26 protein-coding genes and 1 pseudogene are annotated in these 23267 nt (G+C 57.6%); 17 read left to right on the plus strand and 10 right to left on the minus strand.

Translation table 11 applies throughout. From position 1 onward, the window contains the following. The 4 genes and pseudogenes from GA0061100_RS33435 to GA0061100_RS33450 form a co-directional block, all read left to right on the plus strand. Positions 1–265: pseudogene (locus GA0061100_RS33435) on the plus strand (catalase-peroxidase); the annotation flags it as partial. A gap of 280 nt (positions 266–545) precedes the next feature. Further along, positions 546–1028 carry a hypothetical protein gene (locus GA0061100_RS33440; RefSeq protein WP_075857163.1) on the plus strand — a complete coding sequence of 161 codons (483 nt, stop codon included), beginning with the start codon at positions 546–548 and terminating at the stop codon, positions 1026–1028. A 73-nt stretch (positions 1029–1101) separates the two neighbouring features. Further along, positions 1102–3165 (plus strand): sigma-54-dependent Fis family transcriptional regulator, encoded by a 2064-nt coding sequence (locus tag GA0061100_RS33445; RefSeq protein ID WP_244558027.1) that lies wholly within the window; start codon positions 1102–1104, stop codon positions 3163–3165. An 881-nt stretch (positions 3166–4046) separates the two neighbouring features. After that, entirely contained in the window at positions 4047–5075 is a 1029-nt protein-coding gene (locus GA0061100_RS33450) for an alpha/beta hydrolase (protein ID WP_075857164.1), read from the plus strand. A gap of 609 nt (positions 5076–5684) precedes the next feature. On the opposite strand, the gene GA0061100_RS33455 is transcribed toward GA0061100_RS33450, so the two are convergent. Together GA0061100_RS33455 and GA0061100_RS33460 are read right to left on the minus strand one after the other, a co-directional pair. Next, positions 5685–6713 (minus strand): alpha/beta fold hydrolase, encoded by a 1029-nt coding sequence (locus GA0061100_RS33455; RefSeq protein WP_075857165.1) that lies wholly within the window; start codon positions 6711–6713, stop codon positions 5685–5687. Beyond that, the gene (locus GA0061100_RS33460) at positions 6703–8319 is read right to left on the minus strand and encodes an RcgA family putative transporter (protein ID WP_075857186.1); all 1617 of its coding nucleotides are present in this window, start codon (positions 8317–8319) and stop codon (positions 6703–6705) included. The genes GA0061100_RS33455 and GA0061100_RS33460 overlap by 11 nt, the downstream gene beginning before the upstream one ends. A 136-nt stretch (positions 8320–8455) precedes the next feature. Between GA0061100_RS33460 and GA0061100_RS33465 the strand changes: the two genes are divergently transcribed. Then, positions 8456–9064, plus strand: coding sequence for a hypothetical protein (locus GA0061100_RS33465; protein WP_075857166.1), 609 nt, complete (start codon positions 8456–8458; stop codon positions 9062–9064). Here the strand turns inward: GA0061100_RS33465 and GA0061100_RS34585 are convergent. The 8 genes from GA0061100_RS34585 to GA0061100_RS33505 form a co-directional block, all read right to left on the minus strand. Beyond that, positions 8982–9581: a hypothetical protein gene (locus GA0061100_RS34585; RefSeq protein ID WP_143525613.1), complete on the minus strand. Its 600-nt coding sequence runs from the start codon at positions 9579–9581 to the stop codon at positions 8982–8984. The genes GA0061100_RS33465 and GA0061100_RS34585 overlap by 83 nt on opposite strands. Positions 9582–9889: 308 nt before the next feature. After that, complete coding sequence (locus tag GA0061100_RS33475; protein WP_143525614.1) at positions 9890–10363, minus strand: nuclease; 474 nt, start codon at positions 10361–10363, stop codon at positions 9890–9892. Between the two features lie 5 nt (positions 10364–10368). Beyond that, positions 10369–10704, minus strand: a complete 336-nt coding sequence (locus tag GA0061100_RS33480; protein ID WP_075857169.1) for a DUF736 family protein — start codon at positions 10702–10704, stop codon at positions 10369–10371. Between the two features lie 34 nt (positions 10705–10738). Next, positions 10739–11335 (minus strand): thermonuclease family protein, encoded by a 597-nt coding sequence (locus GA0061100_RS33485; protein ID WP_075857170.1) that lies wholly within the window; start codon positions 11333–11335, stop codon positions 10739–10741. Positions 11336–11358: 23 nt separating this feature from the next. Beyond that, positions 11359–12027 carry an acyltransferase gene (locus GA0061100_RS33490; RefSeq protein WP_075857171.1) on the minus strand — a complete coding sequence of 223 codons (669 nt, stop codon included), beginning with the start codon at positions 12025–12027 and terminating at the stop codon, positions 11359–11361. After that, on the minus strand, positions 12024–12473 hold the full coding sequence (locus tag GA0061100_RS33495) for a hypothetical protein (protein WP_075857172.1): 450 nt from the start codon (positions 12471–12473) through the stop codon (positions 12024–12026). The genes GA0061100_RS33490 and GA0061100_RS33495 overlap by 4 nt, the downstream gene beginning before the upstream one ends. Beyond that, positions 12470–12844, minus strand: a complete 375-nt coding sequence (locus GA0061100_RS33500; protein WP_075857173.1) for a hypothetical protein — start codon at positions 12842–12844, stop codon at positions 12470–12472. Before GA0061100_RS33500 ends, GA0061100_RS33495 begins: the two co-directional genes overlap by 4 nt. A gap of 41 nt (positions 12845–12885) precedes the next feature. Continuing rightward, on the minus strand, positions 12886–13200 hold the full coding sequence (locus GA0061100_RS33505) for a hypothetical protein (protein WP_244558028.1): 315 nt from the start codon (positions 13198–13200) through the stop codon (positions 12886–12888). A 306-nt stretch (positions 13201–13506) separates the two neighbouring features. Between GA0061100_RS33505 and GA0061100_RS33510 the strand changes: the two genes are divergently transcribed. From GA0061100_RS33510 to virB10, 12 genes are all read left to right on the plus strand, one after another. After that, positions 13507–14229 carry a lytic transglycosylase domain-containing protein gene (locus tag GA0061100_RS33510; protein WP_075857174.1) on the plus strand — a complete coding sequence of 241 codons (723 nt, stop codon included), beginning with the start codon at positions 13507–13509 and terminating at the stop codon, positions 14227–14229. A gap of 17 nt (positions 14230–14246) precedes the next feature. Continuing rightward, positions 14247–14600 (plus strand): TrbC/VirB2 family protein, encoded by a 354-nt coding sequence (locus GA0061100_RS33515; RefSeq protein WP_075857175.1) that lies wholly within the window; start codon positions 14247–14249, stop codon positions 14598–14600. Then, positions 14600–14896 (plus strand): VirB3 family type IV secretion system protein, encoded by a 297-nt coding sequence (locus tag GA0061100_RS33520; protein WP_075857176.1) that lies wholly within the window; start codon positions 14600–14602, stop codon positions 14894–14896. Before GA0061100_RS33515 ends, GA0061100_RS33520 begins: the two co-directional genes overlap by 1 nt. Positions 14897–14907: 11 nt before the next feature. Beyond that, on the plus strand, positions 14908–17343 hold the full coding sequence (locus GA0061100_RS33525; protein WP_075857177.1) for a VirB4 family type IV secretion/conjugal transfer ATPase: 2436 nt from the start codon (positions 14908–14910) through the stop codon (positions 17341–17343). After that, on the plus strand, positions 17340–18011 hold the full coding sequence (locus GA0061100_RS33530) for a hypothetical protein (RefSeq protein WP_244558029.1): 672 nt from the start codon (positions 17340–17342) through the stop codon (positions 18009–18011). Before GA0061100_RS33525 ends, GA0061100_RS33530 begins: the two co-directional genes overlap by 4 nt. Positions 18012–18013: 2 nt before the next feature. Beyond that, positions 18014–18268, plus strand: a complete 255-nt coding sequence (locus GA0061100_RS33535) for a hypothetical protein (protein WP_075857178.1) — start codon at positions 18014–18016, stop codon at positions 18266–18268. Beyond that, positions 18265–19002, plus strand: a complete 738-nt coding sequence (locus GA0061100_RS33540; protein ID WP_075857179.1) for a type IV secretion system protein — start codon at positions 18265–18267, stop codon at positions 19000–19002. The genes GA0061100_RS33535 and GA0061100_RS33540 overlap by 4 nt, the downstream gene beginning before the upstream one ends. Before the next feature lie 27 nt (positions 19003–19029). Continuing rightward, on the plus strand, positions 19030–19299 hold the full coding sequence (locus tag GA0061100_RS33545; RefSeq protein WP_075857180.1) for a hypothetical protein: 270 nt from the start codon (positions 19030–19032) through the stop codon (positions 19297–19299). A 15-nt stretch (positions 19300–19314) separates the two neighbouring features. Next, the gene (locus tag GA0061100_RS33550) at positions 19315–20361 is read left to right on the plus strand and encodes a TrbL/VirB6 family protein (protein ID WP_244558030.1); all 1047 of its coding nucleotides are present in this window, start codon (positions 19315–19317) and stop codon (positions 20359–20361) included. A gap of 94 nt (positions 20362–20455) precedes the next feature. After that, positions 20456–21217, plus strand: a complete 762-nt coding sequence (locus GA0061100_RS33555) for a VirB8 family type IV secretion system protein (protein ID WP_083961520.1) — start codon at positions 20456–20458, stop codon at positions 21215–21217. Next, the gene (locus GA0061100_RS33560; RefSeq protein WP_244558031.1) at positions 21214–22020 is read left to right on the plus strand and encodes a TrbG/VirB9 family P-type conjugative transfer protein; all 807 of its coding nucleotides are present in this window, start codon (positions 21214–21216) and stop codon (positions 22018–22020) included. Before GA0061100_RS33555 ends, GA0061100_RS33560 begins: the two co-directional genes overlap by 4 nt. Beyond that, on the plus strand, positions 22010–23263 hold the full coding sequence (virB10, locus tag GA0061100_RS33565; RefSeq protein ID WP_075857181.1) for a type IV secretion system protein VirB10: 1254 nt from the start codon (positions 22010–22012) through the stop codon (positions 23261–23263). The genes GA0061100_RS33560 and virB10 overlap by 11 nt, the downstream gene beginning before the upstream one ends. Positions 23264–23267: the final 4 nt, after the last annotated feature.

Here is a 23267-nt window from a genome sequence, read left to right on the forward strand (position 1 = left end):
GCTGACCACCGACTTCTTCGTCAACCTGACCGACATGGCCTACAAGTGGGTCCCGAAGGCGGCCAACCTCTATGAGATCGTGGACCGTAGCTCGGGCGCGGTGAAATGGACGGCAACCCGTGCAGATCTGGTGTTCGGCTCGAACTCGATCCTGCGCGCCTATGCCGAGGTCTATGCTCAGGACGACAACAAGGCAAAGTTCGTGCACGACTTCGTCGCAGCCTGGGCCAAGGTCATGAACGCCGATCGCTTCGATCGCCTCTGACAATAATACCGCCTTCCCCATCCCCGGATGGGGAAGGCAACCTGCGCAAAAACACGCCGCAGGACGTTGAAATGTCCCTGCTGCGGCGAGACAGCTGCCGCCTCGATCTTGTTTTCGGCCGCCTGCATAGATTTCTGCCGTCTGTAGCAACCTGTTACTACCCATCGATACTGCGATTTGCTAAGTTAGGTGAGAGTGCCGCAGCAACGGCTGCGTTATGCATCCTGCAGGGAGCGATCGAAAGTCGCTCCGGCCAACGAAATCTTTGGGAGGAGGTTCGATGGTCGAGATAATCTCGAAACGAGATGGGCCGAGGCGTGAGGACGCCGAGATCAAGCAATTGATAGAGCGCAATCGCTCCGTTATCACACGCCTTGCCGATCAGATCAGCAATGGCGCCTATTCGGCAAACAGGCTGGCCCGACCAGAGCCTCCGAAGCCACTAGGCCTCATCATTCACCATACGGGCGCCGGAAGCACTTCTGCAGAGGTGGCTTCTCCCTATGTTCGCATTAGCCTGAACGGTCGCGTCGTCATCGTGGATAGAAATACCGGGCGGCAAATTCAGTATCTCGGTGAGATCCGGCGAAGAAATGGCATCGAAGCCTTTGTGCTCGCCACGAAGGAGAACGGCTTCATCTCGCCACTGGATGAAACCCTCATAGCAGCGCTTTGTGATTTCGACGGTAGGACGATCGCGCCGGACTATAGTGAAGAGCGGCTCGCGCAGGAGCTTGGCTCGGTCTTGGGAGTTGACGGGTAGTCTGCGTCGCCGTTTCGGGAAGAGGCCCTAGACGCCAGACCTTGCATCGCTTCTGCGGAAACTATCTCTTTGATTGATCGGCCAACAAAGAAAGGATCATGCGCTCGGGATGTCTTCAGAGGAAAAAGCTACACCATTGCTTACGCTGACGGGTGATTATGACGAGCACAAGACGATGTCCGCCTGGGAGGAACTGTTGGCTGGAGAAGATGAGTTGGCTCGTCGACAGTTTCCGGTCAGAGGCTTGATTCATGATTCCTGGAAGCGTTGCTTGACCGGCGGCATCGATGCGCAGGGGCGTGAAGCCCCTCTCTTCTGTGGCAAGGATGATATTGAACACCTCACGCGCTCCAGCACTGAACTGCTGACGGCGGCGCATCGTTCCTTTTCGATCGTTGGAAGCCTTCTCGACGGAACAGGTGCCATGCTGGTGCTGGCAGACGAGAACGGTGTATTGATCGACGCGATTGGTGATAAGCGCACGATCCATGACGGAATGGATATTCACCTTGCTATCGGTGGAAAATGGACAGAGGAAGTCGCAGGAACCAATGGCATCGGCACCGCGCTTTGCACTGGAGAACCGGTCTACGTGCATGCAGCGGAACACTTCTGCGCAGGCATCAAATCGTGGACCTGTGCCGGCGCCCCGATCCGCGATCCCTTCGACGGAAAAATTATCGGCGTGGTAGATCTTTCCGGGCACCCGGACATTTTCCGACCCCATAACACTGTGCTGGTCGCAGCAGCGGCGCGAGAGATTGAGAAAGCGCTAGTCGCTCACCAGAATGAGCAGCGCACACGCCTGCTCGAAGCCTTCATAGCACAGGCCCCATTTTACCGCCGTGTAGACGGGCTGATAATCGTCGATCATCTTGGACGAGCGGTATACTGCAATAATGTCTCCGCCGAGAGCCGAGATGAGTTTCCCAATTCATTATCTACAGGGGTGGGCCAGCGTCTCCTGCCGGCAGGTGGCACCCACACATTTGCGGAACTCACGGAGGCGCTTCCTGATCGTTTACGGTCCTGCCACATAAAGCCTTTAACTCTGGATGGCGATTTTCGCGGCGCCGCCCTTGTTGTCCCAGCAGGGATGCGGGGTGAAGCCATACCCGCCCCCCGCCGCCCACGATGGCCGTCACGCGAGGCAACGGACCTGATCGTCGGTCAAAGCGAGGCAATGCTCACCGCCATAGACATTGCGTGCAGGGTAGCTCAGTCAAGCGAAGTTACATCATTGCTCATCGAGGGCGAAACGGGCGTCGGCAAAGAGCTTTTCGCTCAGCTGGTTCATCTTATCAGCCGTGGTTCAAAGAATGCCCCGTTCATTGCTCTTAATTGCGGTGCAATCACGCGGGAACTATTCGGTAGCGAGCTATTCGGTCATGTCGCCGGAGCTTTTACGGGTGCGAGCCGTGACGGGAAAGCAGGGGCATTCGAGCTAGCCAACGGAGGGGTCCTCTGTCTTGACGAGATTGGCGAGATGCCGCTCGATATTCAGCCTTTCCTGCTAAGGGTCTTGGAAGAGCGTGTGGTCCATCGCCTGGGAGACAGTCGCGGCCGACCTGTCGATGTGCGTTTGATCGCATCGACGAACCGCGACCTAAAACAAGAGGTTGCGGCCGGTCGCTTCCGGCGCGATCTATACTATCGGATCGGAGCGGTTGTAGTTAACGTTCCTCCGTTACGAGAGAGAGAAGGTGATGTCGCTCTCCTGCTGGACCATTTCAGTCGCAAGATCGCTGAAAGGACCGGCACCGAGCCGCTTCTCTTTGATGCAAATGCCGTAGATGCGCTTCTCGCATATAGTTGGCCAGGCAATGTGCGTGAATTGAAAAATCTGGTCGAACGATTGCATGTGCTTGTGGGAGGCGAACAAATAGGCGTAGCGGATCTGCCACGCGAGATCACGTCGCCTCAGGAGTGCGTGACGCCCGTCGTGAAATCCTTCCCGGTGGGCAAAATGCGCACCGAAAATCCTTGCAATGTCGGCAATGCCGAAGAGCAGGCCCTACGCGAAGCACTTTCGGTTGAGCACGGCAACTTGAGCCGAGTTGCTTTAAAGCTGAAAATTTCGCGTCCTACCCTTTACCGCAAGCTCGATCAATTCGGAATCCGCCGTAGCTTCAGCTAGGCTTTCACGAGAGGCGCGAAACCGCGCTGGAGACGCATGTATTTTGAGCGCGAGTGATCCACCAGAAGCTGGCTCCGACGCTTTTCAGCACAGGGCAAGATCCCATATCATGCCGAGCAAGCTAGTCCGCAACAAGTTGAATTTAGTCCCGGAGGCGACATGTCCCTCTCGACGCCGTTTGTAAAAGAGCGGCGAGACTCGCGCTCCTCAAACCAACCATCAACCTTTGCAGGCCTTGGATCGAGCTACAGACTGCAGGTCGAGGATCATCGTCCGGTCGACTATCAAATCAGGAATATTCCCTGCGATGGCAGTCACCAATATGGCCTCAAGCTTCGCCGGATTATGCGTTAGATGTCATCAATCGGTCGATAACCCGGGCCGATCGCGTTTTCACGAGCTCACTCCAATTGACCTTCCGCAAATCGCTGGCCCTGTGCTCGGTTGCGACGCAGTAGTGGACCATTATGGGCTGGCCGGGTTTGGATGCCGGTATCGAGATGGCCCATGTCTGCGACTTCGCAGCAGGCAGTCTCTGAACTGCCGCGGACGTTGTAAGGACCTGTCATTGTACTAATTACGAAGAGAATAATCGCGATCCGAATAAATATTCATCACATAAGAACCACTACCTATGATGGGTCCGCTGGCCGTGCTACACCGTCATTGGCTAGCTATTTTCATCGAGAAAAGACGATGAGCTCAAAAGCCCATTCCGCCAAAGAAGCGAATTGCATACCTGTAGAAGCGTATTTCCCGCGCCCAAAGTGAAGCTTCAACGAGCTCACCGAAATATAAGCAGCCAGTTACATGATGCGATCCGGGTTTACTGAATTCTCGCACACCGGATTCTTGAACTAACTGTTATAAGTGGAGCAAATATGGACCAAGATTACCAAAATCCCGAGCAGCTGGATCAGGTAGAGCAGGCACTCGTGCTAAAGGGGCAGGGGAGTTTTGCCTTTGCAGGCACAGTTCTCACAGCAGAGAACGGCGATACATATCATTGTGATCACGGGTATGTTCAATACCAGATTCCTCCGAACGCCCGTCGATATCCCTTGGTATTGTGGCATGGCGCTGGCTTGAGCGGATCGCAGTATGAATCTACACCCGACGGTCGAGAGGGATATCGGTCTATCTTTCTACGGCGAGGATATAGTGTTTATATCATCGATCAGCCGCGTCAGGCCCGCGCTGGGCGTGCTTCTAAGGGCTCTGTTGCTCTGCCCGATCCGCTCCCAACCGAGTCGATTCAGTTCAACATATTGCGCCTGGGCATCTGGAGTCCCCCTGAGTCGCCACAGTTTTTTCCGGGTGGCCAGTTTGCGCAGGATCCGGCATCGATCAACCAGTTTTGGCGCCTCGGAACGTTACACGGCACGGGAGGGGACAGGCTAGATTGGACCGGAGCTGGCGAGGCGTACGACCTAAATACAGGTGCGGTTGCGGACCTGGCGGACGAAATCGGCCCCGTCGTATTGGTCACACATTCGGGCGGCGCCAATCAAGGCTGGGGCGCAGCAATGAAGAGTGGGAAGGTTAAAGGGATTGTTGCGTACGAACCAACAAATTTTCAATTCCCAGAAGGCGAACTGCCCCCAGATACAGGTCCTCTGCAGCCGAGCCATACCGTGCCCCTGCAAGAGTTCTTAAAGTTGACGAAGATACCGATTCAGCTTGTGTACGGGGATAATCTGGATCAGGTCCCTCTTTGGACGCAATCGTTCAGGGATGCTCGTGCTTTCGTGGACGCCATTAACCGACATGGAGGTCGGGCCGAAATACTGCACTTGCCTGCTATTGGCATACGTGGAAACACGCATTTCCCATTTTCGGACCTGAACAATTTGAAGATTGCGGACCTTCTCTCGGACTTCCTACACCGACACGACCTCGACGGACGATAGACTGCAAGTGAATCGGCGTGCGTGCCATTCTTTAGGCACGCATGTAGCCATGTTGGAGGCGCCGGCCTTATGCGGCTCCAAAGCCAAACCAGTCGTGGCCAAACCCGTCAGCAGATACGTTGTCGAGCGGCTTCTTGTCCAACTCGTGAACGGTCTGGCAGACCAAGCCAATGTGCGGCGTCGGGCAGGAACCTTCGTTGGATAGTGACTAGCGAGTTCCATAAACTGGATTATGCCAGAAAATACATTCTTGGATTGTTAATATGTCAAAAATACAACCAAATTTATGTCGCCTCTTCCATCTTCGAAAGTTCACTGAGAGCTATTTCAATCGCTTTAGACGTCTTGCCGAGTTGGGACGCCCGACATCAAGATGCGAAGTAAAACTGCTCCACCCGTGAAAGTCGCCGGTACCAACTTGTGGCGCAGGACCTCCCAATCTCCTCTAGCGACGACGCGGTCCAGTCAGGATTTTTCACGCGACGGCTGTGACCTCTTGAAGGTCTTTGATCCGCATCCTGTTGCTACGCACCGCCTTCGCGTACCGTTTAATGCCTCTGCCAGGGAGATTTTCTGGAAGCCTCAACGACCTCGACATGAAACCCTCATCTAAGGATCTGCCTTGTTCGATTTGTCGGATCCAGCCACAAACCGCTTCAAGCTCAGACCGGCCCACAATATGTAAGGCGGCGTCGCAAGCGAATAGTGTCCACAGTTAAGTTCCAAAATATTGGGCCGAGCGCCGGCATCCTTCAGTCTCTGGATGTATCTCTCCGACAATTCTGGCACAACCACCTTGTCTCTCTTAGCCAGCACGACATGAAGAGCAAGACTTGGTCGCGCGAGATTTCCTGCGTAATTCTCCAGATTGAGCACGCCCCAGGCCCTACGGAGATCAGGCAACGTAATCTCAGGCTCAAGGCTCTCACGTATCGATCGTGTCGCGCGTCCCGTCCAAACCATATCGGCGAGGCTTCCACCGGTAAGGAACAATGAGGCTTTCGACACATTCGCATCGTGCGCAGCGATCAACCCTCCGACCCATGAGCCTAAACTCATCCCGAGAACCGAAATCTCTCGATAACCTTCGCTCTTCAACCATCGAATGAGCTTTCGGCCATCCCATACTGCCTGTCTTAGGGACTGGATCGTTCGGCCGAGATTGGCGCTCAGCATGTAGTCGGCGTGCACCGCACCCGGACGGCTGCGCTCGAAGTGATAAGGCATGGCGATCTCAACAACGGTGATCCCACGTTTTGAGAAAAAGTCGGCAATCTGGCGATTTCGGGCGCTCGCATTCCAATGGTGAAAAATTACCATCACCCGATCGAGAGACCCACTTTCCGTGATTTTCGCCCATACGACATTGTTCTCTTCGACGTCAGTCGTCATGCTCGACGGAAATTTGAGCCACCCGTCCTGCCTTTGAAATCCTTCATTGCTTTGGTTCGGCTCATCGAAGAAGGAGGGATCCGCGGCAGCTTGGCCCGCAAGAGCGCAGAACTCCTCGAGATTCGTCGTCGCCTTGGCGCCCGGGAAGGCGCGGTCCGCGTCGAGAACGAAGGCCGTTCTTTCCTTCCCTTGCTCGCCGCGCTGCGCCCGCCGCTCATCCCAACGATCCAGCCAACTATGATACACGCTGATTTCCTATCTCACTCGATTGACGGTGCCCGAACCCTGGATCGCAGAGGCCGTATATCCCAAGGAGCACTCCAATGCTCAAGAGGATCGAAAAGCCGGCAAATGCATCGATTAGCAAGTAGCTGGCAAAAAGTAGCCCTACGACGGCCGACATCTTCCACAAAGGCACATGAAATCGACTTCCGCCACCTAAGCGGATGGAACCATACAGAAAAACTACACAGGTCGAAATAGCAACAAGAAGGCTACTGTAATGCGTCGGCATTCGATACCCGAACCGGTTGCTGACTTCTGCCTGCTGGTAGAAGGCTGACGACATATCGCCGGTAAACCAAGCCACAATGTTCTGTCGGTCCGATGTCAAATAAGAGCTCTGGGCCTTCATGCATATGGCGACCAGAACACCCAAAACCGTACACCGAAATATCCCGCGCATCAGCCGGATGCCGACTTCATTGAGCTCGCTTCGATATTCCATCCCCAGCCAGTTCGTCGATGCCTCACCAATCCTCCAAAGATCGTGGACCATCGTGTGAAGCAAAATGAGGCCCACGAAGAATAGATAGAAGCATAGGCACATGTATAGATATGCAAGCGCCGTGAATAGGATCGACATATGTACCGATATAACTTCAGGACGTACAATAGCTAGAGACCCCCAACTTATTGCGTCGTTGCCACCACCTTTCAGCAATGGGATCAAACACACGCCGATCCATTGGAAAAGACCAGCGAACAACACACAAATCAGAAAGACCGCCCAATATGAATAGGAAGAAGCCTCGACATTGACCTCCCAATCATGGTCGCTTTTCATCCCGTCGCCTCGCGCTAAAAGCTTTAGGCGGCCTTCACCTTTCCAAAAAGCAAGCAGCTCCGTCACGAGCCAAAAAAACAGTGGCAGAAGCACCATGAAGAGGAATGTCCAATTCGGTGCCCAAAGAAACCCAACCTGTTTAAAGACGCCATCAGACCGCCCATAGATAGCGCTGTGAATTCCCAAAATATACGAAAGAAATCCAAGAGCTGAGGCTCCGGCAAATACGGACGCCGGCAAATTCAAAGGAGATCCACGGCTAAAAAGCGCTTCCGATCTCAGCGCCAGGCCGCGATGCCGCTTCGCTCGCTTGAAATCGGTCTTCCGCGCCAACTCCGTCGGCGCCCCTGTTGCATCATCGACGATAGCAGTTGATGGCACTTCCAAAGCCCCGGCCGCAATGTTGGCGCCGTTTCTCGCGCTCTTCGCTGCGCGTCTCTTTGCCGTGAACCTTGATTGCGCCTCGCCAAGCTCTATCTGCCATTCGCTGGTTGCGATCGGATCATCACATCCAAAAACCCTTGCCAACCAACGGATGTTTGCCGCGCTGATCCCTTTCTCGTTTTCTTGAAACCAGAGCTGTACCGTTCGCAGATCCACCCCAACCCGATTCGAATCGATCTGTGAAATCGCCTCGGCAAGAAGCTCCGGCGTCCACGGCCCTGCAGGAAAACTATCGCTGCCTAGTTGCCGACCCGCTCCGGCCGCAACCATTCGCTTGAAAATTTCCTTGAAGTCACTCCCGTCTTTCGGCGGGGGAAGAAATAATTTTCCATTCTTTAACAATGGCATACCGGCGTTAATTTCGCATTGTTTCGCTAGATTTCATATACTACCGAGCTTTTTTGCACAATCAATGATAGCGCCAAGCCCCTAGGACTTAGCAAATAGGGCATTGGATAGGTTTTAAAGTGAGAGGCTTATGATTATCGATTCAATTCACCGCGAAATCCACTATCGCGGCCGCAGCCATTTGAGCCACATGGGCTTTTTGCTGGACGAGTTTGCGCGTGAGCAGGGAGCATATGCGACGTTCGCCGAATATGCGGCTCAGTGCTTCCTAGAAGGCAGGCAGATCGCTGGAACCATCAACGAAGTCGACCAGGTCAAGCGCGCCGGCGTAAACGCCTGGGGCTATGCGATCAGGATCGAGAAAGGAACGTGGAGAGACGACCACGAACATGCAAGTGTCCCGGACCGGGCTCAGCTAAAGCCCGCATTGCCCGAGATCGATCGAGCCTGTGAGGAAACATTGTTGTCCCTACTTTCCCTACTTGAGGGAGAAGGGGAAACACTGAACGCATTGACCAGGTTGATGTTTCACGCCTTCTCGAGCGACAGGGCCAAAATCCGCGAAACCGATCTGGAAGCGGTGAAGAATGCCGTGCAGAAGCATTACGAAGACGGGCGCTTGCCAAATGAAGCAGCGATGGAGAACGCCCTGCGGGCTATTCAGACTCTTGCACCTCAAGGGGCAAATTCGTCTCCAGAAGATGAGCGTTCTTCAGGCCGGCGGCAGCGTCAGGCTTAATGTATAGCACTTTTCCAAACACACCCGGACGGATCGAGGGTGTGTGGACACGATCAATGACGCCACGCTTTTCCAGAAGCTTGGCCATGAGGTCTATCTGGGAGGAGTGGGAGTCCACCATGCGCGCGATGCTCGATGCCGTCGGCTTTTTGCCGAGCTCATGCTCGTGAGCGAGCGTTGTCAGCAAAGCAATTTGTCGGAAGCGATGCGCACCCGTTTCGCCAGGGAAGCGAGACCATAAAACGAGGTCACAAAGTTCTGAAACCTTTGTTTTCTCTAGCGGCGCTCTGGGCGCGGGAGATGGCAGTGTAATTTGTAATTGCCCGCTTTCGACCGCGTCGAAATAATCAGCAATCAACTTTCCGAGCAAAATGGGTATGCGCTCTTCCAGATCAGTCGCCATGCGTGCGATTTTTTCATACTGTTCGGTCGACATGAAAATGCGCGTTTCGGTGAGGTTAGCGTCATGTTCCCGCTCCCACCAGCGACTCGGTTCTTTTTGATCTTCTGACGTCATTTTCTCAAGTCACAAACAGTTCGGTTATGGCGGCATTGCGGCGGATCCAGCGTTCCCAGCCGCAATGGCACTATGCACTTATTAGGCAATATTTGTTTCTCTTGCCAAGCTGAACGTTTCGGGAATGTTCATGGCAATCCGTTATAACACTAAATGCAAGGATTTATCCACCAGCCACCAGACGTGCATGCCACCTGCGCAGTGACCCATACAGATTCTCGGAGGTCAATGAGGACTTCGTATCGGTAAACTGAAGCTTCCCGGTCCAATCCTTGGCCTGGGTATGAATGCCATCCATGCCTTCTCCGTCAGCACCACGAGCGGTGCCTGGGCTCCCATGGCCATACGACGCGATCACGCGAGAGCAGGTGGCCGAGATCCCGTCGGTTGACCGAGACGAATGCGATGGTTCCGGAAGGGTCAGTATGGAGCCGCGCCATCGTGAACGTGGCTTGGTTGAGATACTGGGCAAGTCGGTCGATCGCGCTCTGCGCGCTTGCCTGCTCACCGATACAGTTTGCGTTGGCAAGGGGTGCGTCGATGTTGGCGATGCGAACCGGCTCACGGTGATCGCCCCATCGATACATAGTGAAGCTGTCGCCGGCTAGAACGCGCAGGGAGACGGGCTCGCAAGCACTGTTCTCACAAAAGGTGGCGTTGACGCTGCGCGACACGACCTCGATGTGCGACGTGGCATGCCTGAGCCGAGATTTCGCGTCGGCGGTAAACGGCGTGATGCAGAGCAGGACGGCAAGGCCGAGATGGGCAGGGATAGCGAGCATGTCGATCAATCCCAGGGAATAACGGCCATCAGGTCTTCATCATCCTGGCCGGGGTAACGGCCGAGATTGGCATTCAGCTTCCCATAGCCCGTGTTGACCGCAAGGGTAAAATAGTCCCCGCCACTCTGGTTCTGCTTCTTCCAGATCCCACCGATTTCGACAGGCTTACCCTTCGGACTTTTGGCGAACAGGCGATAGATCGGCGCCTTGGGATTGTTGCTCGCAAATGTTTCGCCCGAAACATCGAAGTCGTAGGCAATCGAGGCGAGATTGCCTTTGAGACGGGCGCCGTCGTCGACGAACTGGATGTAGTTGGTTAGTTCAGATGCACTCTTTGACACGTGATTCTCCCTTGGTTTGAGCGTGATACGGCGGCTATTTCGCCCCGGCTGGTTGGAATAGAAGCGTCCGGTTCGGATGCGGCATGTCCGGAAAAGCCCACAATCCGACGCGCGAACTCTGCGCGATCGTTTCCTCGGCGGCGTATGCCGGATAGACTGACGCTCCGGAACTCGTGAGTGCCGCGAAGGCAAATCCTTGCGTAATCAGGATGGTTCCGAGATCAAGGACATGTCCCCCGACATGGGCAGAGCAGATGACGAGGATCGTCGATATTCCGGGTGATCCCTGAGGCGATATCGACGAAGATGCTCCAGTGGATAGCTGCACGACCGGAGCGCATGTCGGCCTGGTATCGCGGACGATAGCGGCAAGCATCGCAAGCGAGACGGCACCACAATCCTGCTTTTGACCCGCTTTGTCGGTATAGGTGCTGCCGCGCAGGCAGGCCTGAACCCCGTAGAGCCGCATGGTTTGTCCGGATTGCTGCCAGCTATCGCCGGTGAGGAACGTCAGACCAGTCGCGGGCACCGCAAACGTGCGGGAGGTCTGTTGTGTCGCCTGCGCGAACGAGGGGACCGCCGGCGTCAACGTGCCAAAAGCCCAGATGGCGGCAATGGCGGTGACAGACATCGCTGCGGTCCGAGGTCGGGCACTCATTGCGACACCTTGTCCGCGGCGACCGGGCTGCAATCGATGCCATCATTGGAATTGGTGATGCAGCCGACATTATAACCAGCACCGGAGATCAGATAGGAACACACACTGGTGCCCGCACCGTCTCGCGTCCCGGCGGCGTTGCAATCGAGGCCGGCCTTGGCAAGATTGTCGAGCTTGCCACCGGCACCACAGCCAAATTGGCATGCCTTCAGGATAGACGACTGGGTGATGGTCGCGCAGGTACCCTGATAGCAGACCTGTTGGCCGATCATGCTTGTCAGTCCGTTTTTTTGAGCCGCCGCCCATTCACTGCGTTCGTAGCTCTGCCAGGCGGTAACCTGTGCGGACGGGCGGCTAAGGAAATCGGCGCGGCTACCGCTCCAATAGCGTTGAAGGGTTCCGCTGTCGCAGAACTGGAAGGCGCCGTAACAGCGGGTGCCGTTGACCGCGGGAGAAATGCTGTCGAAATTGCCTTCGCTCTGGCTGACGTTGGATGCGTACTCGGCGCAGTCGGCAGGCATTCCGGCGTTCAATAGGCTGACAGCGCTTTCGCCCGCGAAAGCAAGTGTCGCCATCATCCCGACAGCAAGCCCCAGATTGGCGAAGACATCCGCTCGGTTCGGTCGCCAACGAGCGGGTGCACAGGACAATGTCATACTATTCATTTTACCGGCTCCACATCATAGGAGCCGGCAAGTGGCCTACCGTTCTCGCCGATCTCGGATGTTTTGATCTTTTTGAAGTCCGGGGACAGCACCGCGGTTCCTCCGAGCGGCATTTGCGGATTTGCCATCAGCTTCGGGGCCTTGCCCGGTTCGATGAGCACCAACTGAGCCGTACACATGCCCTGCATGTTGCAATCGCCATTGGTCTGCGACAGCAACCAGGTGCCATTGGACGTCGTGATCCGGGCGGTATAGATGTCTGGAGGTCCAAAGGTCTGGCGGATATTGTCCAGGTCCCGGTCGCTCCATACGCCATCCGGATCGTGCTCTGCATCCTTGGCTGTCAGTTTCAACGAGAGCGCGACGCCGTCCAGTGCCAAAACGCTATGCCCGGACATGGCTAGAAGAAGCGCGCCCGCAAGAATTTTACCCAACCGTCTATTCATGGAATCCTCTTTCGGGGCATGTGAGCCGTCGCAGCGATCACGCGGTAGCCGTTCATAGCGAGTCGGACGGGCTGCATCAGCAGAAGGACACAGGCACGAAACACGAATCGCATCAGGCAGAAAGCCGCAGAGAGGGCACCGATCGCGACCGCGCAGATGGCGCAAACGTTCAGCACCATCAGGATCGCATAGAGGATCAGGATAAGGGCCGTATAGCCGATGCTTTGCCAGGGATGAGCAAGCACCGCCTTGAGCTGCATCGAAAGCACGAAGCCGAGCAGGACATCGGCAAGGAGAAGACCGACGACGGCCGGAGCCAAGAGCTTCACAGGGTCGAACGCCACAATCAGCTTCGGATCGTCATGCTCCATGATCACATGTCTCCTCTTCGAACATTCCATAAGCCAGCGGATCAAAGCTGTAGGTCGAACCAGAACCTCGACTTCTCCCCGCCAGAGCCGGTGATGTCGAAGTAGTAGGGGTCTTTTTTCAGGGGGCGCGGGATACGATCGATCGCTTCGCCGATATTGCCATGGCCGCCGGCCGTCGCGGCGCGTTTGACGCAGGAAGATTGCGAGCCCCCGCCGTGACCGGACATGTCCTCGGCCGGGCTGTAGCCGGCCGGACAATCATCATATTGCTGGTAACCGGGTGCACCTGAGCCAGCTCCCGGACAAATGGGCCATGAGAAACCCGGCAGTTTCATTGCGGCGATCAGCTTCGTCATCGGCGGCACGCAATAGGGAACTCCGTGCCAGCTGGGATTCTGCGAGGCTGCACACAGCAAGACCTGACAACCCCATGGGGCGTCATCGGCTCGCGCCGCTGCTGGCGGCAGTACTGCCACCAGGACCGTGGTGGCGCGCAAAACACTGAGCCCGATTGAGCCGACAGATGGGTGAGCGGCCGCTCGATAGAAGCCCATGTCGTTTTAGCTCCCGTTTATTTATCCTATTGACATGATATTCAGTTATATAAAATAATCAAGCCGATTTGATCCGCCAGATCAAGGATCTCCGGGGACACGGGCGCGATGAACAAAAGCTTTCCAGCAACGCAAAATCATCACCGACTAAAGCGGCTCCTTGCGGCTGCAGCACTAGCCGTCGCCTTCGGCCCATTGGCAATGGCGCAAGAAGCGACACTCACCCTACCGCTGTGCGTGGACGGCGAGACGCCGCCTGAGCAGATCAAACAAATGATCCTCGACGAAGCCGCGCGCCAGCAGGCCGACACCAAGCTTGCATTGGCAGTCGCGGGTCAGGAGTCCGGCTATGGAGCCCGCGTCAATTCGAAGGCTGGAGCTCGCGGTCCGATGCAACTCATGCCGGCGACGGCAGTCCGGTACGGAGTGGCCGATATTTGCGACGCGCGCGAGAACATCCGGGGCGGCGTCAGCTATCTGAAGGATCTGATGACGATGTTCGGTGGCAACGTCATGCTGGTCGTTGCTGCCTACAATGCCGGCGAGAACCGGATCATCGCCACACGCGGCATACCCTCGATCGCCGAAACCGTCTCCTACACCGCGCGCGTAACCAACGCCTATTACGGCTTTGACAACGCGATTGCTGCCCGCAGCAGAGCGGCAAAGTCATCCGCATCAGTTGAAGGCAGCCAAACGACAGGTGTCGATCTGCTCGCGGCAACCGTGCCGACTGCGACGGCCTCCGACAAGCCAATTCCCATCAATCAGACACCGGACAAGGCCCGCCTGAACAGCTGGATCGGCGGCTCGGTCCTTTACGTGCAGTAGCCAGAACAGGAGCCCCCATGAAGGCAAAGCTTTACGATCTCGTCCGGTCCTTAATCCCTCCGCGGTCGATCATTACCAATGCCGTTGCAATGGCGGGCATTGCCGCCGTTGTCGCGGTCGGCAATGCCGATCTTGCCTATGCCGCCGGCGATATTTTCCAGCCGATCAATTCGGTGTTTACGACACTCCTGAACTTCATGACCGGGACCTTTGCGACGACGGCGGCGACGATCGCTTGTGCTGCCGTCGGCTATATGGCGCTGACCAGCCGCATCCCCTGGAGCTGGTGCTTTTCGATCATCGTCGGTATCGCCTTCATCTTCGGTGGCGCCCAGCTCGTGCAATCCATGTCGTCCGGATTGGGCGGCTGATGAGCGAGGGGCAGGCAAAGGCAGAGGTGGCACCCTTGGTTCTCGGTCTGACACGGCCGAGACTATTCTGGGGTGTGCCGATCGGTCTCTTCGTCGGCGAGATGATGGTCGTCGTCATGACGTTCCTCAACACGAAGAACCTCGCCATGTTCCTGCTGTTTCTGCCATTGCATGCGCTTTCCTACGTCATCACCGTGCGCGATCCGCACCTGCCGAACGTCGTTCGGGTGCGGATTGCCAAATGCCCCTGGACCAAGAACCGCCACTTCTGGGGCGGCAATTCCTACAACCCATAGCGGAGCTTTCCATGGACAGGGCAGTTCGCAAGGACCTTCGATTTGGGGCTGAGATCGGCCGGGAAAAGGCGATTTCGGCGCACATTCCCTATCTGAGGCACATCGACGAAGACACGCTCCGGACCAAGGATGGCATGTTGCTGTCGGTCATCAAGCTTGATGGCTTCTGCCATCAGACCGCCGATCAGGAAATCATCGATGCCGAGGCGACGGCTCGCAACACTTTGATCCGGGCGCTCGCCGATAGCCGCTTTGCCGTTTACTCCCATATTGTCCGGCGTCGCATACCGCCCGAGATCGCCGGAGAATTCGACATCCCCTTCTGCAGGGATCTGAACGACCGCTACATGCATGGTCTTGCCGACAGTCGCATGTACACGAACGAACTCTACCTGACGGTCATTCGGCGCGGGTTTCAGGGGAGGGTAGGCCTTGCCGATACACTGCTTGCACAATTCCGCAGGGCAGCCGGCGTTTCCGAGCCGGCGCTCGATCGCGAGGCTCGCCAGGAGCTGCGTCAGCACGTCGCCAATATCGTCAAGGGATTGGAAGCCTACGGCGCTCGAGTCCTGAAGGCCGTGCTTCGCCAGCACAGTGTATCCTCGGAACTGCTCGAGTTCTTGGGCATGCTTTTGAATGGTGGCCAGCCGATGAACATGCTGTTGCCACGCATGCCACTCGACGAATATCTGCCGACCCGGCGCATCACCTTCGGCCGGCGCCTGCTCGAGCTGCGGGGTGGCAGCGACATTGAAACCCGTTTCGGCGCGATGCTGTCGATCCGCGAATACCCGCCTTACACCGCAACAGGCATGATCGATGGGCTGCTGAAGATTCCCGGTGAGTTCATCGTGTCGCAAAGTTTTTCCCTCGCCGACCGCGCTCCGGTCCTGTCGGAAATGGATCGCATCCAACGGCAGATCAGCGTGTCTGACGAGCGCGGGACCAGCCTCGAAAGCGCGATCTCGATTGCACGCGACGAGCTGGTCAATGGCCGCTCCGTCATGGGGTATCATCACCTCTCGGTCATGGCGCTTGGCAACTCGATCAAGGAAACCGAAGCCAGCGTCCAGGCAATCACCAAGGAGCTGCAGCACGCCGGCATGGTTGTCGTGCGTGAGGATCTGAATGCCGAGCCGGCCTTTTTCGCCCAGCTTCCTGGAAACTTCGCCTATATCGCCAGGCGCGCGCTGATCTCCTCCCGAAACTTCTGCGGCCTGGCGTCCTTTCATAACTTTGCTCTCGGAAAGCCCAGTGGCAACCACTGGGGGCCTGCCATCTCGCTGCTGCAGTCGACCTCGATGACACCCTACTTCTTCAACTTCCACAAAGGGGAGGTCGGCAACTTCATCGTGACCGGCCCGACTGGCTCTGGCAAAACGGTTGGCCTCCTGTTCCTGCTGGCACAAGCCATGCGGACGCGACCGCAGCCGCGCTGCGCCTTCTTCGACAAGGACCGTGGTGGAGAGATTTTTATCCGCGCCTGTGGCGGACAATATGAGGTCCTGCAGCCGGGCATTCCCACAGGCTTCAATCCGCTGCAGCTCGAAGACACCCCAGAGAACAGAGCGTTCGTCTATGATTTGCTGAGCTATATTGTTCGACCGAAGGATGAGGCGGAAAAACTTTCTCCTGAGCAGGAAAAAATCCTCGCTCGTGCTATCGAGCAGATCTTCAATGTCCCCATCCGCGAACGGCTGTTTTCCGACGTCGTCCATTTGCTGCGCGGCGGCGAAATAGCCGGACGCGATGATCTTGCCTCCCGTTTCGAAGCCTGGCGCGACACGCGCGGATGGCTGTTCGACAATCCCATCGATCTCTGGGATGCAGAGCGCGGTGTGTTCGGCTTCGATCTGACCGCCGTACTCGACGATTCGGAGATCCGGACAGCAGCCCTCGGCTATATCTTCTTTCGCATTGGCCAGATGCTCGATGGTGTCAGGCCGATGATGCTCTTTGTCGATGAAGGCTGGAAACTGCTCGGCGACGACAAGGCCGGCGCCTTCATCAACGACCAGCTCAAAACCATCCGCAAGAAGAACGGCATTGTCGGGATCGGCACGCAGTCGGCCCGCGATATCACCACCTCACGCATTGCCCATACGTTGCTGGAGCAAAGCCCGACGAACATCTTCTTTCCCAATCCCAAGGCGGATCATGACAGCTATGTGCGTGGATTTGGCCTCTCGGAGGTCCAGTTCGAATGGGTCAAGACCACTTCGTCGGCCAGCCGTCAGTTTCTCGTCAAGCATGATCATGACAGCGTGATCGCCCGCCTCGATCTGTCTGATATGCCGGAGTTCGTCAAAGTTTTGTCCGGCCGCGCGGAGACGGTCGCCGAGTGCGAGCGCCTGCGTCAGCGTTATGGCGACGCGCCGGAACAATGGCTTCCCTATTTCTGCGGTCGGCAACAGGAGCCGGCAGGTCCTGCCGGGGAGCACCCATGAGCGGAATATCGATGTGCAACCGATCACGAGCAATAAGCCTGGCACTCGTCGGCGTCGTTTCGATCGCATGGACGGCGCAGGCCGAGGTTCCGGTCAATGATGCCTCACGCACGACCAAGGAGACGAACATCGCTGCGTGCATGCAGCGGGCGCGGACCTACAAGCAGTCGACGGTCGCACCGTCGCGCGGGGTGACGACCAGCCTCTCGACACAAGGGGATCTTGCTGGCGTGGGGCAGGTGAACGGCGCCAGCGTGTCTGGTTCCCCGCTGTCCGGAACGACGATCGGTAATAGTGATCTGGCGATATTGCTGGCGGTCGGGCAGGGGGTCACTGCGCTGAAGACAAAGAATGCCGGACAAGTCGTCAATGCGCTTGCGGCGGTCGCAGCCGCCATCAGCTCGAATGCATCGACGTTGAAGAGCCAGCAGAATGCAATCGGCACGGCAAATTCCCTACAGGGCGCTATGGATCAGAACTCGGCGGTCCGTCTCTCAGGGGCGCAGATCTGGAACCAGGCGATCGGCGCGGTCAATACGACGGTTCAGATGCGCAATCAGCGCCTGATCGATGCCGCAGCCGCCGAAAGTGCCGCCACCAGGGTCATGACCTACAATCCGGCGAAGGCGTCCTTTGTCAATGATGATGCGGGCAACGGAGGCAACTGACGATGACGATCCCGACAGGACTGGTGGTCAAGATAGTGGGCGTGGCCGCCGCAAGTGCGCTGGTGGTGGTTCTGGTTCGGGCCAATATTTTCATCAGCGAACAGCAGGCAAGGCAGGCTGCAGCCGAAAAGGCCGCAAAACACGTCATGGACTACGACCCGGGCAAGCTCTCGTTCACTGACGACAAGCCGGCACCATCAAAGGTCAGTCCAGGTGCTGCGGCGCCGACGGCAAACACATCGGGAGAGGTAAAATGAGCAAGATGATCATGAAGGCAGCGCTTGCCGTTGCGATGACCAACGTGGCGATCCCAGTGGCCAGCGCCTATGCCGAGGTGCCGGTTCGTGACGATGCAACGCTGTCGCAGGCGACAAAGACGGCGGAAAACACCGCGCAAATCATGTCGTCGAACAGCGACATCCTGCAAACGGTCAACAAAACGCTGGCCGCCGTCACCGGCAACCGTTCCACCGCGCAGATCGCAGGCACCGCGCTTGGCAGCGGATTTTCCATGGGCAATGCGCCTGACTTCTCCTCGCTGCTGCAGGGACAGATGGCCTGGGGCAATCTCGGTTCCTTCGGCAATACGGCGGCCACGATCCTGAACGGCCTTAATCTGGTCAAATCCCTGTCGGGACAATTGAGCGGCTCGGGAATGACGCGCGGTGACAAGGCCTATCAGGGGCTGATCAACACGGCGACCGCGCTGACCGCCTCCATTGCCGGCACACAAAGCGCCACGCAACAGAGATCGACGGCATTCCAGGGCGTCCAGTCGCAGATCGGCACAGCCACCGACATCAAGGGATCGATCGACCAGAACTCGCAGGTCCAGACCCAGACAGCGCAGACCGTCAACGAGCTCGTCGGCGCCGTCAATGCCGGCAATGCGGCGCTGAATGCCGAGCAGATGCGACAGCTCGCCGCCGAAGCCGCCACGTCGGAGTTCATGACCTACGATCCGGCCAAGGCGTCGTTCATCGGCAATTGATCGCGAATGAAGAGGGGCGGAAGCTTCATGAAAGACGGATTACAAGTAGCCATCCTCGGCGTCGCGCTGGCGGCTTTTGCCGCCTTGCCGGGATGCGCCAGCCATAAAGAGCTGAAGGCGCCGTGTTCGGCCTCGGCCGGATCGATGTTCTCATCCTCAGCCTTTGCCACAGATCTCACCGCTTGCGGGCCGATGGTGCGCCAGAATAGCGTCACCCTGATCAGTCGCGATGCAAGTGGTCGGGGCGATCCCAGCGCCGCCAACGGCGGTCGCGCTGGCGGTGTCACGGTCCTCTAAAGGAACGTCCTTTCGATGAATCCCTTCGACATTCTATTCGGCAAGATCGATACGATGGGCGTCAGCGCTGTGCAGAGCATGTACACGACGCTTGCGACCAACCTCGGCCCGGTGTTTCTGGCGGGGCTTGCCGTCTATGTCGTCTGGTGGGGTTACGAGATGCTGTTCGGCCGGGCGCAGATGACCGCCGGCGCCTTCGTCTGGCGGTTCGGTCGCGCCTTCATCTGCTATACCCTCATCACCTCCTGGGCGACCTATCAACCATTGATCGTCAATCCGCTGCTGAAGGCGCCGGATGCCATGGCGGCGGTCGTGTGCCAGGCGACAGGCGGGAGTGATTGTGGCGGCGATGGCACTTCAGGCTCATCGATCAGCCAGGGCATGACGGACATCTGGAATGGAGGAATGGCCGTCGTCAAAGACATGGTGGACGCAGCCGGCATCACGGCCGTCGGCATGTACATTCTTGCCATCGTCGTGCTCGCCGTCGTCTGTATCCTCTGTGCGGTAGCAGTCACATTGCTGATGATCGGCAAGATGACCATGTTCATTCTGCTTGCAATCGGCCCGATCGTGCTCTGCTGTGCGCTGTTCAATCTGACCTCACGCGTGGTCGATGGCTGGATCGGCAGTCTCGCCGGTTACGCCCTGCTGCCGATCGTCGTCTATGTCATTCTCGGCCTGATGCTGACACTGCTGAAGGGCAGGGTCGATGCACTGAGCTCAGACGCAAGTGGCGCCAATATGACGACGGTCGCGCCGTTCCTGATGATGTCGATCGTCACCATCTACCTGCTGCTGCATTCCATCCCGGTCGCATTGGCTGTTGCCGGCGGCGGCCCCCGGATCGACGGGCAAGCCGGGCTTGCCGGAAGATTCGCGACACGCAGCCTGTGGATGGCGGCAGTGCTTGGCACGACTGGCATTGCCGGGGCGGCAAGAGGAGCGGTCGACGCCGGCGGTGCGATGGCCAGCAGAATGCGGGGACAATCCGGAACGATCAGTGACGGCGATCCGGCCGCAGCCCAGGTGCGGGCGGCCGCTCAGAATGCACGCAGATAGGTCCCGCCACAGCAGATCCCGAACCGACAAATCCAGAATGCCGCAGGCAATCAGCATCGTTGGCTGATGCTCAACCATGATTCCAGGAGTAGCAATGGGCACGCATGACGACAAACCCGAGGCAGCAGGAGCGTCATCCAGACGGGCTGAATTGCTCGATGCAGTCGCTAAGCAAGTCGATCCTCGCTACTACAGCGAAGGGGAGCGCTGGGAGCGTTCCGTCTATCGATCTGTGGCTGTTTCGCGCGGCGCATGGCGATCGGTCTCGGTTGCCCTTGGCATGGCGCTTGCCGGCGCCATCGGGCTTCTTTGGGCCTTACTCCCCTTAAAGTCCTTCGATGTCGTCGTGCTCGAGGTCGACAAGACCACGGGCTATGTCGAGGCAAGCCGCCCCCTCCAACAGGGAGGCGATCTCACCCAGAACGAAGCCGTCACCCGCGCCAATATCGTTCGCTTCATCCGCGCCCGCGAGACCTATGATCCAAAGGGCCTGCGCTACAACTACGATCTTGCCTCCCTCTACTCCACAGGCAAGGCGGCAACCGACCTCGCCAATACCTATTCCGGCGCCAACCCGAACAATCCGGTCAAGCTCTATGGCCCGAACACTGTCGTCAGCGTCTTCGTCAAAAGCGTCATCTTTCTCAACGATAGCACTGCGGCTGTCCGCTTCTCGACGACGCGCACCGGTTCATCCGGCCCGACGGTGACCGAGCATTGGGTCGCCAATGTCCGGTTCAAATATACGTCGGAGCCAATGCGCAACGACTGGCGCTTCGACAATCCGCTTGGATTCCAGGTGACGGAATATCGCCGCGATCAGGAAACGGTGACGCCTGGGGAGGAGACCCAGTGAAGAGGAGATCACTCCTGCTAGCCGCCGCGATCGGAACAATCTTCCTGATACAGGCGCAGATCGCCTCAGCCGAGGTGCAGCCGCAATCAGTCAAGGCGGATGAACGGATCCGCACTGCGCCCTTCCAGAAGGACAATATCGTCTATCTCGCCGGCATGATGGGTGTTTCCACCATGATCGTCTTCAACGATGACGAGCAGATCGCCACCGTTGCCATGGGCGACAGTCTGGCCTGGCAAGCCGTGCCCGATCAGTCAAAAAGGTTCCTCTTCATCAAGCCGCTGCAGCCGGACGCGCAGACCAATATGAACGTTATCACCTCCAAACGGGTCTATACCTTCTTCCTCAATGGGGCGAAGCCCGGCAATACCAGGACCGCCGTCGTCAAGCTCCGGTTCTCCTATCCCGAGGATTCGACCGATGCGAACCTCCTGGCCACGGCCCGGCAGAATGCCGCCATGCCGAACGTCAAGGCGGCGTTGGCCAATCCTGGCCGGCTGAACTACGACTATGGCTACAAGGGTGCCGTCGACAACAGGCCGACGTCGGCGTTCGACGACGGCACCAAGACCTTTTTCCAGTTCAGCGGCGAAGTGCCTGCCTTCTTTGCCGTCAAATCTGATGGCAGTGAATCGCTCGTCAATTACCGCCGCGAAGGCGACTACATCGTCATCGACAAGGTCGCGCGTCAATGGACGCTGCGCTCGGGCAAGGTCGCGACTTGTGTCTTCAATTTGCGACCGGCGATCGCATCGAGCCGGCCGGTCGACAACAAACCTCAGGAGATCAGCCGTGGCCATTGATTTTGAGGAAGAGGCGCGCATTGTCGAAACCGTCACCAGATCAGGTGATCGCACGCGCGGCAAATTGATGCCGATCCTGTTGGCGTCAGTAGCACTCGGAGTTCTCGCCTATGCCGGCTATGTCAGTTTCATCCGGCCTGACGGCCAGAAGAAGGCGGGGGGAGATAAGGAAGAGTTCCGTACGGCAAGCCATGCCGGCAACCTGAATTTCGACCCGCAAAATCCGCCGGTGACGCCAGCCGACAACAAGCTGGTGCTGACGCCACCGACGCCGGTGGTCGTAGAGCCGCCTCCGGTGCAGGTACAAGCGCCTGTCGTGATTCAGCCAGCCGTCGACGATGACGCCGCGCGTCGTGCGACTGAGGCGGCGGAGCAGGTAAGGAAAGCAGAGGCACTGCGTCTCGCGCGGCTCCAGTCGAACATGCTTGTTGTCAACGAGGGCACGTCAGGCCAAAACGGCAGCCTCGCGGGCCAGGGAACGGCATCCGGCTCGACGTCGGCTACGGGCAGTCCGGCTGACGATGATCCGAACCGCAAGTTCGTGCAATCGGTGGGATCTGAGGACGTCGAGACGGTGACAGCGTCCCGCAATGAGCGCATCGATGCCTTGATCCCGCAGGGGACACTGATCCGCGGTGTGCTTGAGACGGCCATCCAGTCCGATCTGCCCGGCATGGTGCGGGCGGTCACGTCGACCGATGTCTATTCCTTCGACGGTCGGCGAATCCTTCTCCCCAAAGGAACGATGCTGACGGGCGAATACAAGAGCGGCATGGCGCGTGGGCAGACACGAATCCTGATCGTCTGGACGCGGGCGCTGCGCAGCGACGGCACCTCGGTGGCACTCGGCTCCTATGGCACCGATGATCTCGGTCGCTCGGGTCTCTCTGGTTTCGTCGACAAGCACCATCTCGAACGCTTTGGTGCCGCGGCCGTTCTCAGCCTCGTTGGTGGGGTGTCGTCCTTCGTCGCCGGCCTCAACAGCGATGGATCGAGCAATTCGTCCTCGTCGTCGACCAGCTCGAACGCACAGACGCAGGCGCAGCAGACCCTGTCCCAGACCATGGCCGATATGGCGAACATTGCGCTCAAGGATTCGATCAATATTCCGCCGACGATCCACGTCGATCAGGGAACGGAGATCATGGTCTTCGTCCGCAAGGATCTCGATTTCTCCTCCCTTTATCCCGATCCGGTCAAGGAAGCCGTCAATGAACTTCGCCGCGCCAAGAGCAGACATTGAGGCA

The organism is Martinezella hainanensis, assembly GCF_900094555.1.
In the GTDB taxonomy this organism is placed as follows: domain Bacteria; phylum Pseudomonadota; class Alphaproteobacteria; order Rhizobiales; family Rhizobiaceae; genus Rhizobium; species Rhizobium hainanense.

Excerpts from the sequence above, each read along its gene's own strand:
- GA0061100_RS33440 (WP_075857163.1), top strand. The coding sequence starts at position 546 with ATGGTCGAGATAATCTCGAAACGAGATGGGCCGAGGCGTGAGGACGCC.
- GA0061100_RS33450 (WP_075857164.1), top strand. The coding sequence starts at position 4,047 with ATGGACCAAGATTACCAAAATCCCGAGCAGCTGGATCAGGTAGAGCAG.
- GA0061100_RS33465 (WP_075857166.1), top strand. The coding sequence starts at position 8,456 with ATGATTATCGATTCAATTCACCGCGAAATCCACTATCGCGGCCGCAGC.
- GA0061100_RS34585 (WP_143525613.1), bottom strand. The coding sequence starts at position 9,581 with ATGACGTCAGAAGATCAAAAAGAACCGAGTCGCTGGTGGGAGCGGGAA.
- GA0061100_RS33475 (WP_143525614.1), bottom strand. The coding sequence starts at position 10,363 with ATGCTCGCTATCCCTGCCCATCTCGGCCTTGCCGTCCTGCTCTGCATC.
- GA0061100_RS33485 (WP_075857170.1), bottom strand. The coding sequence starts at position 11,335 with ATGTCTGTCACCGCCATTGCCGCCATCTGGGCTTTTGGCACGTTGACG.
- GA0061100_RS33490 (WP_075857171.1), bottom strand. The coding sequence starts at position 12,027 with ATGAATAGTATGACATTGTCCTGTGCACCCGCTCGTTGGCGACCGAAC.
- GA0061100_RS33495 (WP_075857172.1), bottom strand. The coding sequence starts at position 12,473 with ATGAATAGACGGTTGGGTAAAATTCTTGCGGGCGCGCTTCTTCTAGCC.
- GA0061100_RS33500 (WP_075857173.1), bottom strand. The coding sequence starts at position 12,844 with ATGGAGCATGACGATCCGAAGCTGATTGTGGCGTTCGACCCTGTGAAG.
- GA0061100_RS33505 (WP_244558028.1), bottom strand. The coding sequence starts at position 13,200 with ATGACGAAGCTGATCGCCGCAATGAAACTGCCGGGTTTCTCATGGCCC.
- GA0061100_RS33510 (WP_075857174.1), top strand. The coding sequence starts at position 13,507 with ATGAACAAAAGCTTTCCAGCAACGCAAAATCATCACCGACTAAAGCGG.
- GA0061100_RS33515 (WP_075857175.1), top strand. The coding sequence starts at position 14,247 with ATGAAGGCAAAGCTTTACGATCTCGTCCGGTCCTTAATCCCTCCGCGG.
- GA0061100_RS33520 (WP_075857176.1), top strand. The coding sequence starts at position 14,600 with ATGAGCGAGGGGCAGGCAAAGGCAGAGGTGGCACCCTTGGTTCTCGGT.
- GA0061100_RS33525 (WP_075857177.1), top strand. The coding sequence starts at position 14,908 with ATGGACAGGGCAGTTCGCAAGGACCTTCGATTTGGGGCTGAGATCGGC.
- GA0061100_RS33530 (WP_244558029.1), top strand. The coding sequence starts at position 17,340 with ATGAGCGGAATATCGATGTGCAACCGATCACGAGCAATAAGCCTGGCA.
- GA0061100_RS33535 (WP_075857178.1), top strand. The coding sequence starts at position 18,014 with ATGACGATCCCGACAGGACTGGTGGTCAAGATAGTGGGCGTGGCCGCC.
- GA0061100_RS33540 (WP_075857179.1), top strand. The coding sequence starts at position 18,265 with ATGAGCAAGATGATCATGAAGGCAGCGCTTGCCGTTGCGATGACCAAC.
- GA0061100_RS33545 (WP_075857180.1), top strand. The coding sequence starts at position 19,030 with ATGAAAGACGGATTACAAGTAGCCATCCTCGGCGTCGCGCTGGCGGCT.
- GA0061100_RS33550 (WP_244558030.1), top strand. The coding sequence starts at position 19,315 with ATGAATCCCTTCGACATTCTATTCGGCAAGATCGATACGATGGGCGTC.
- GA0061100_RS33555 (WP_083961520.1), top strand. The coding sequence starts at position 20,456 with ATGGGCACGCATGACGACAAACCCGAGGCAGCAGGAGCGTCATCCAGA.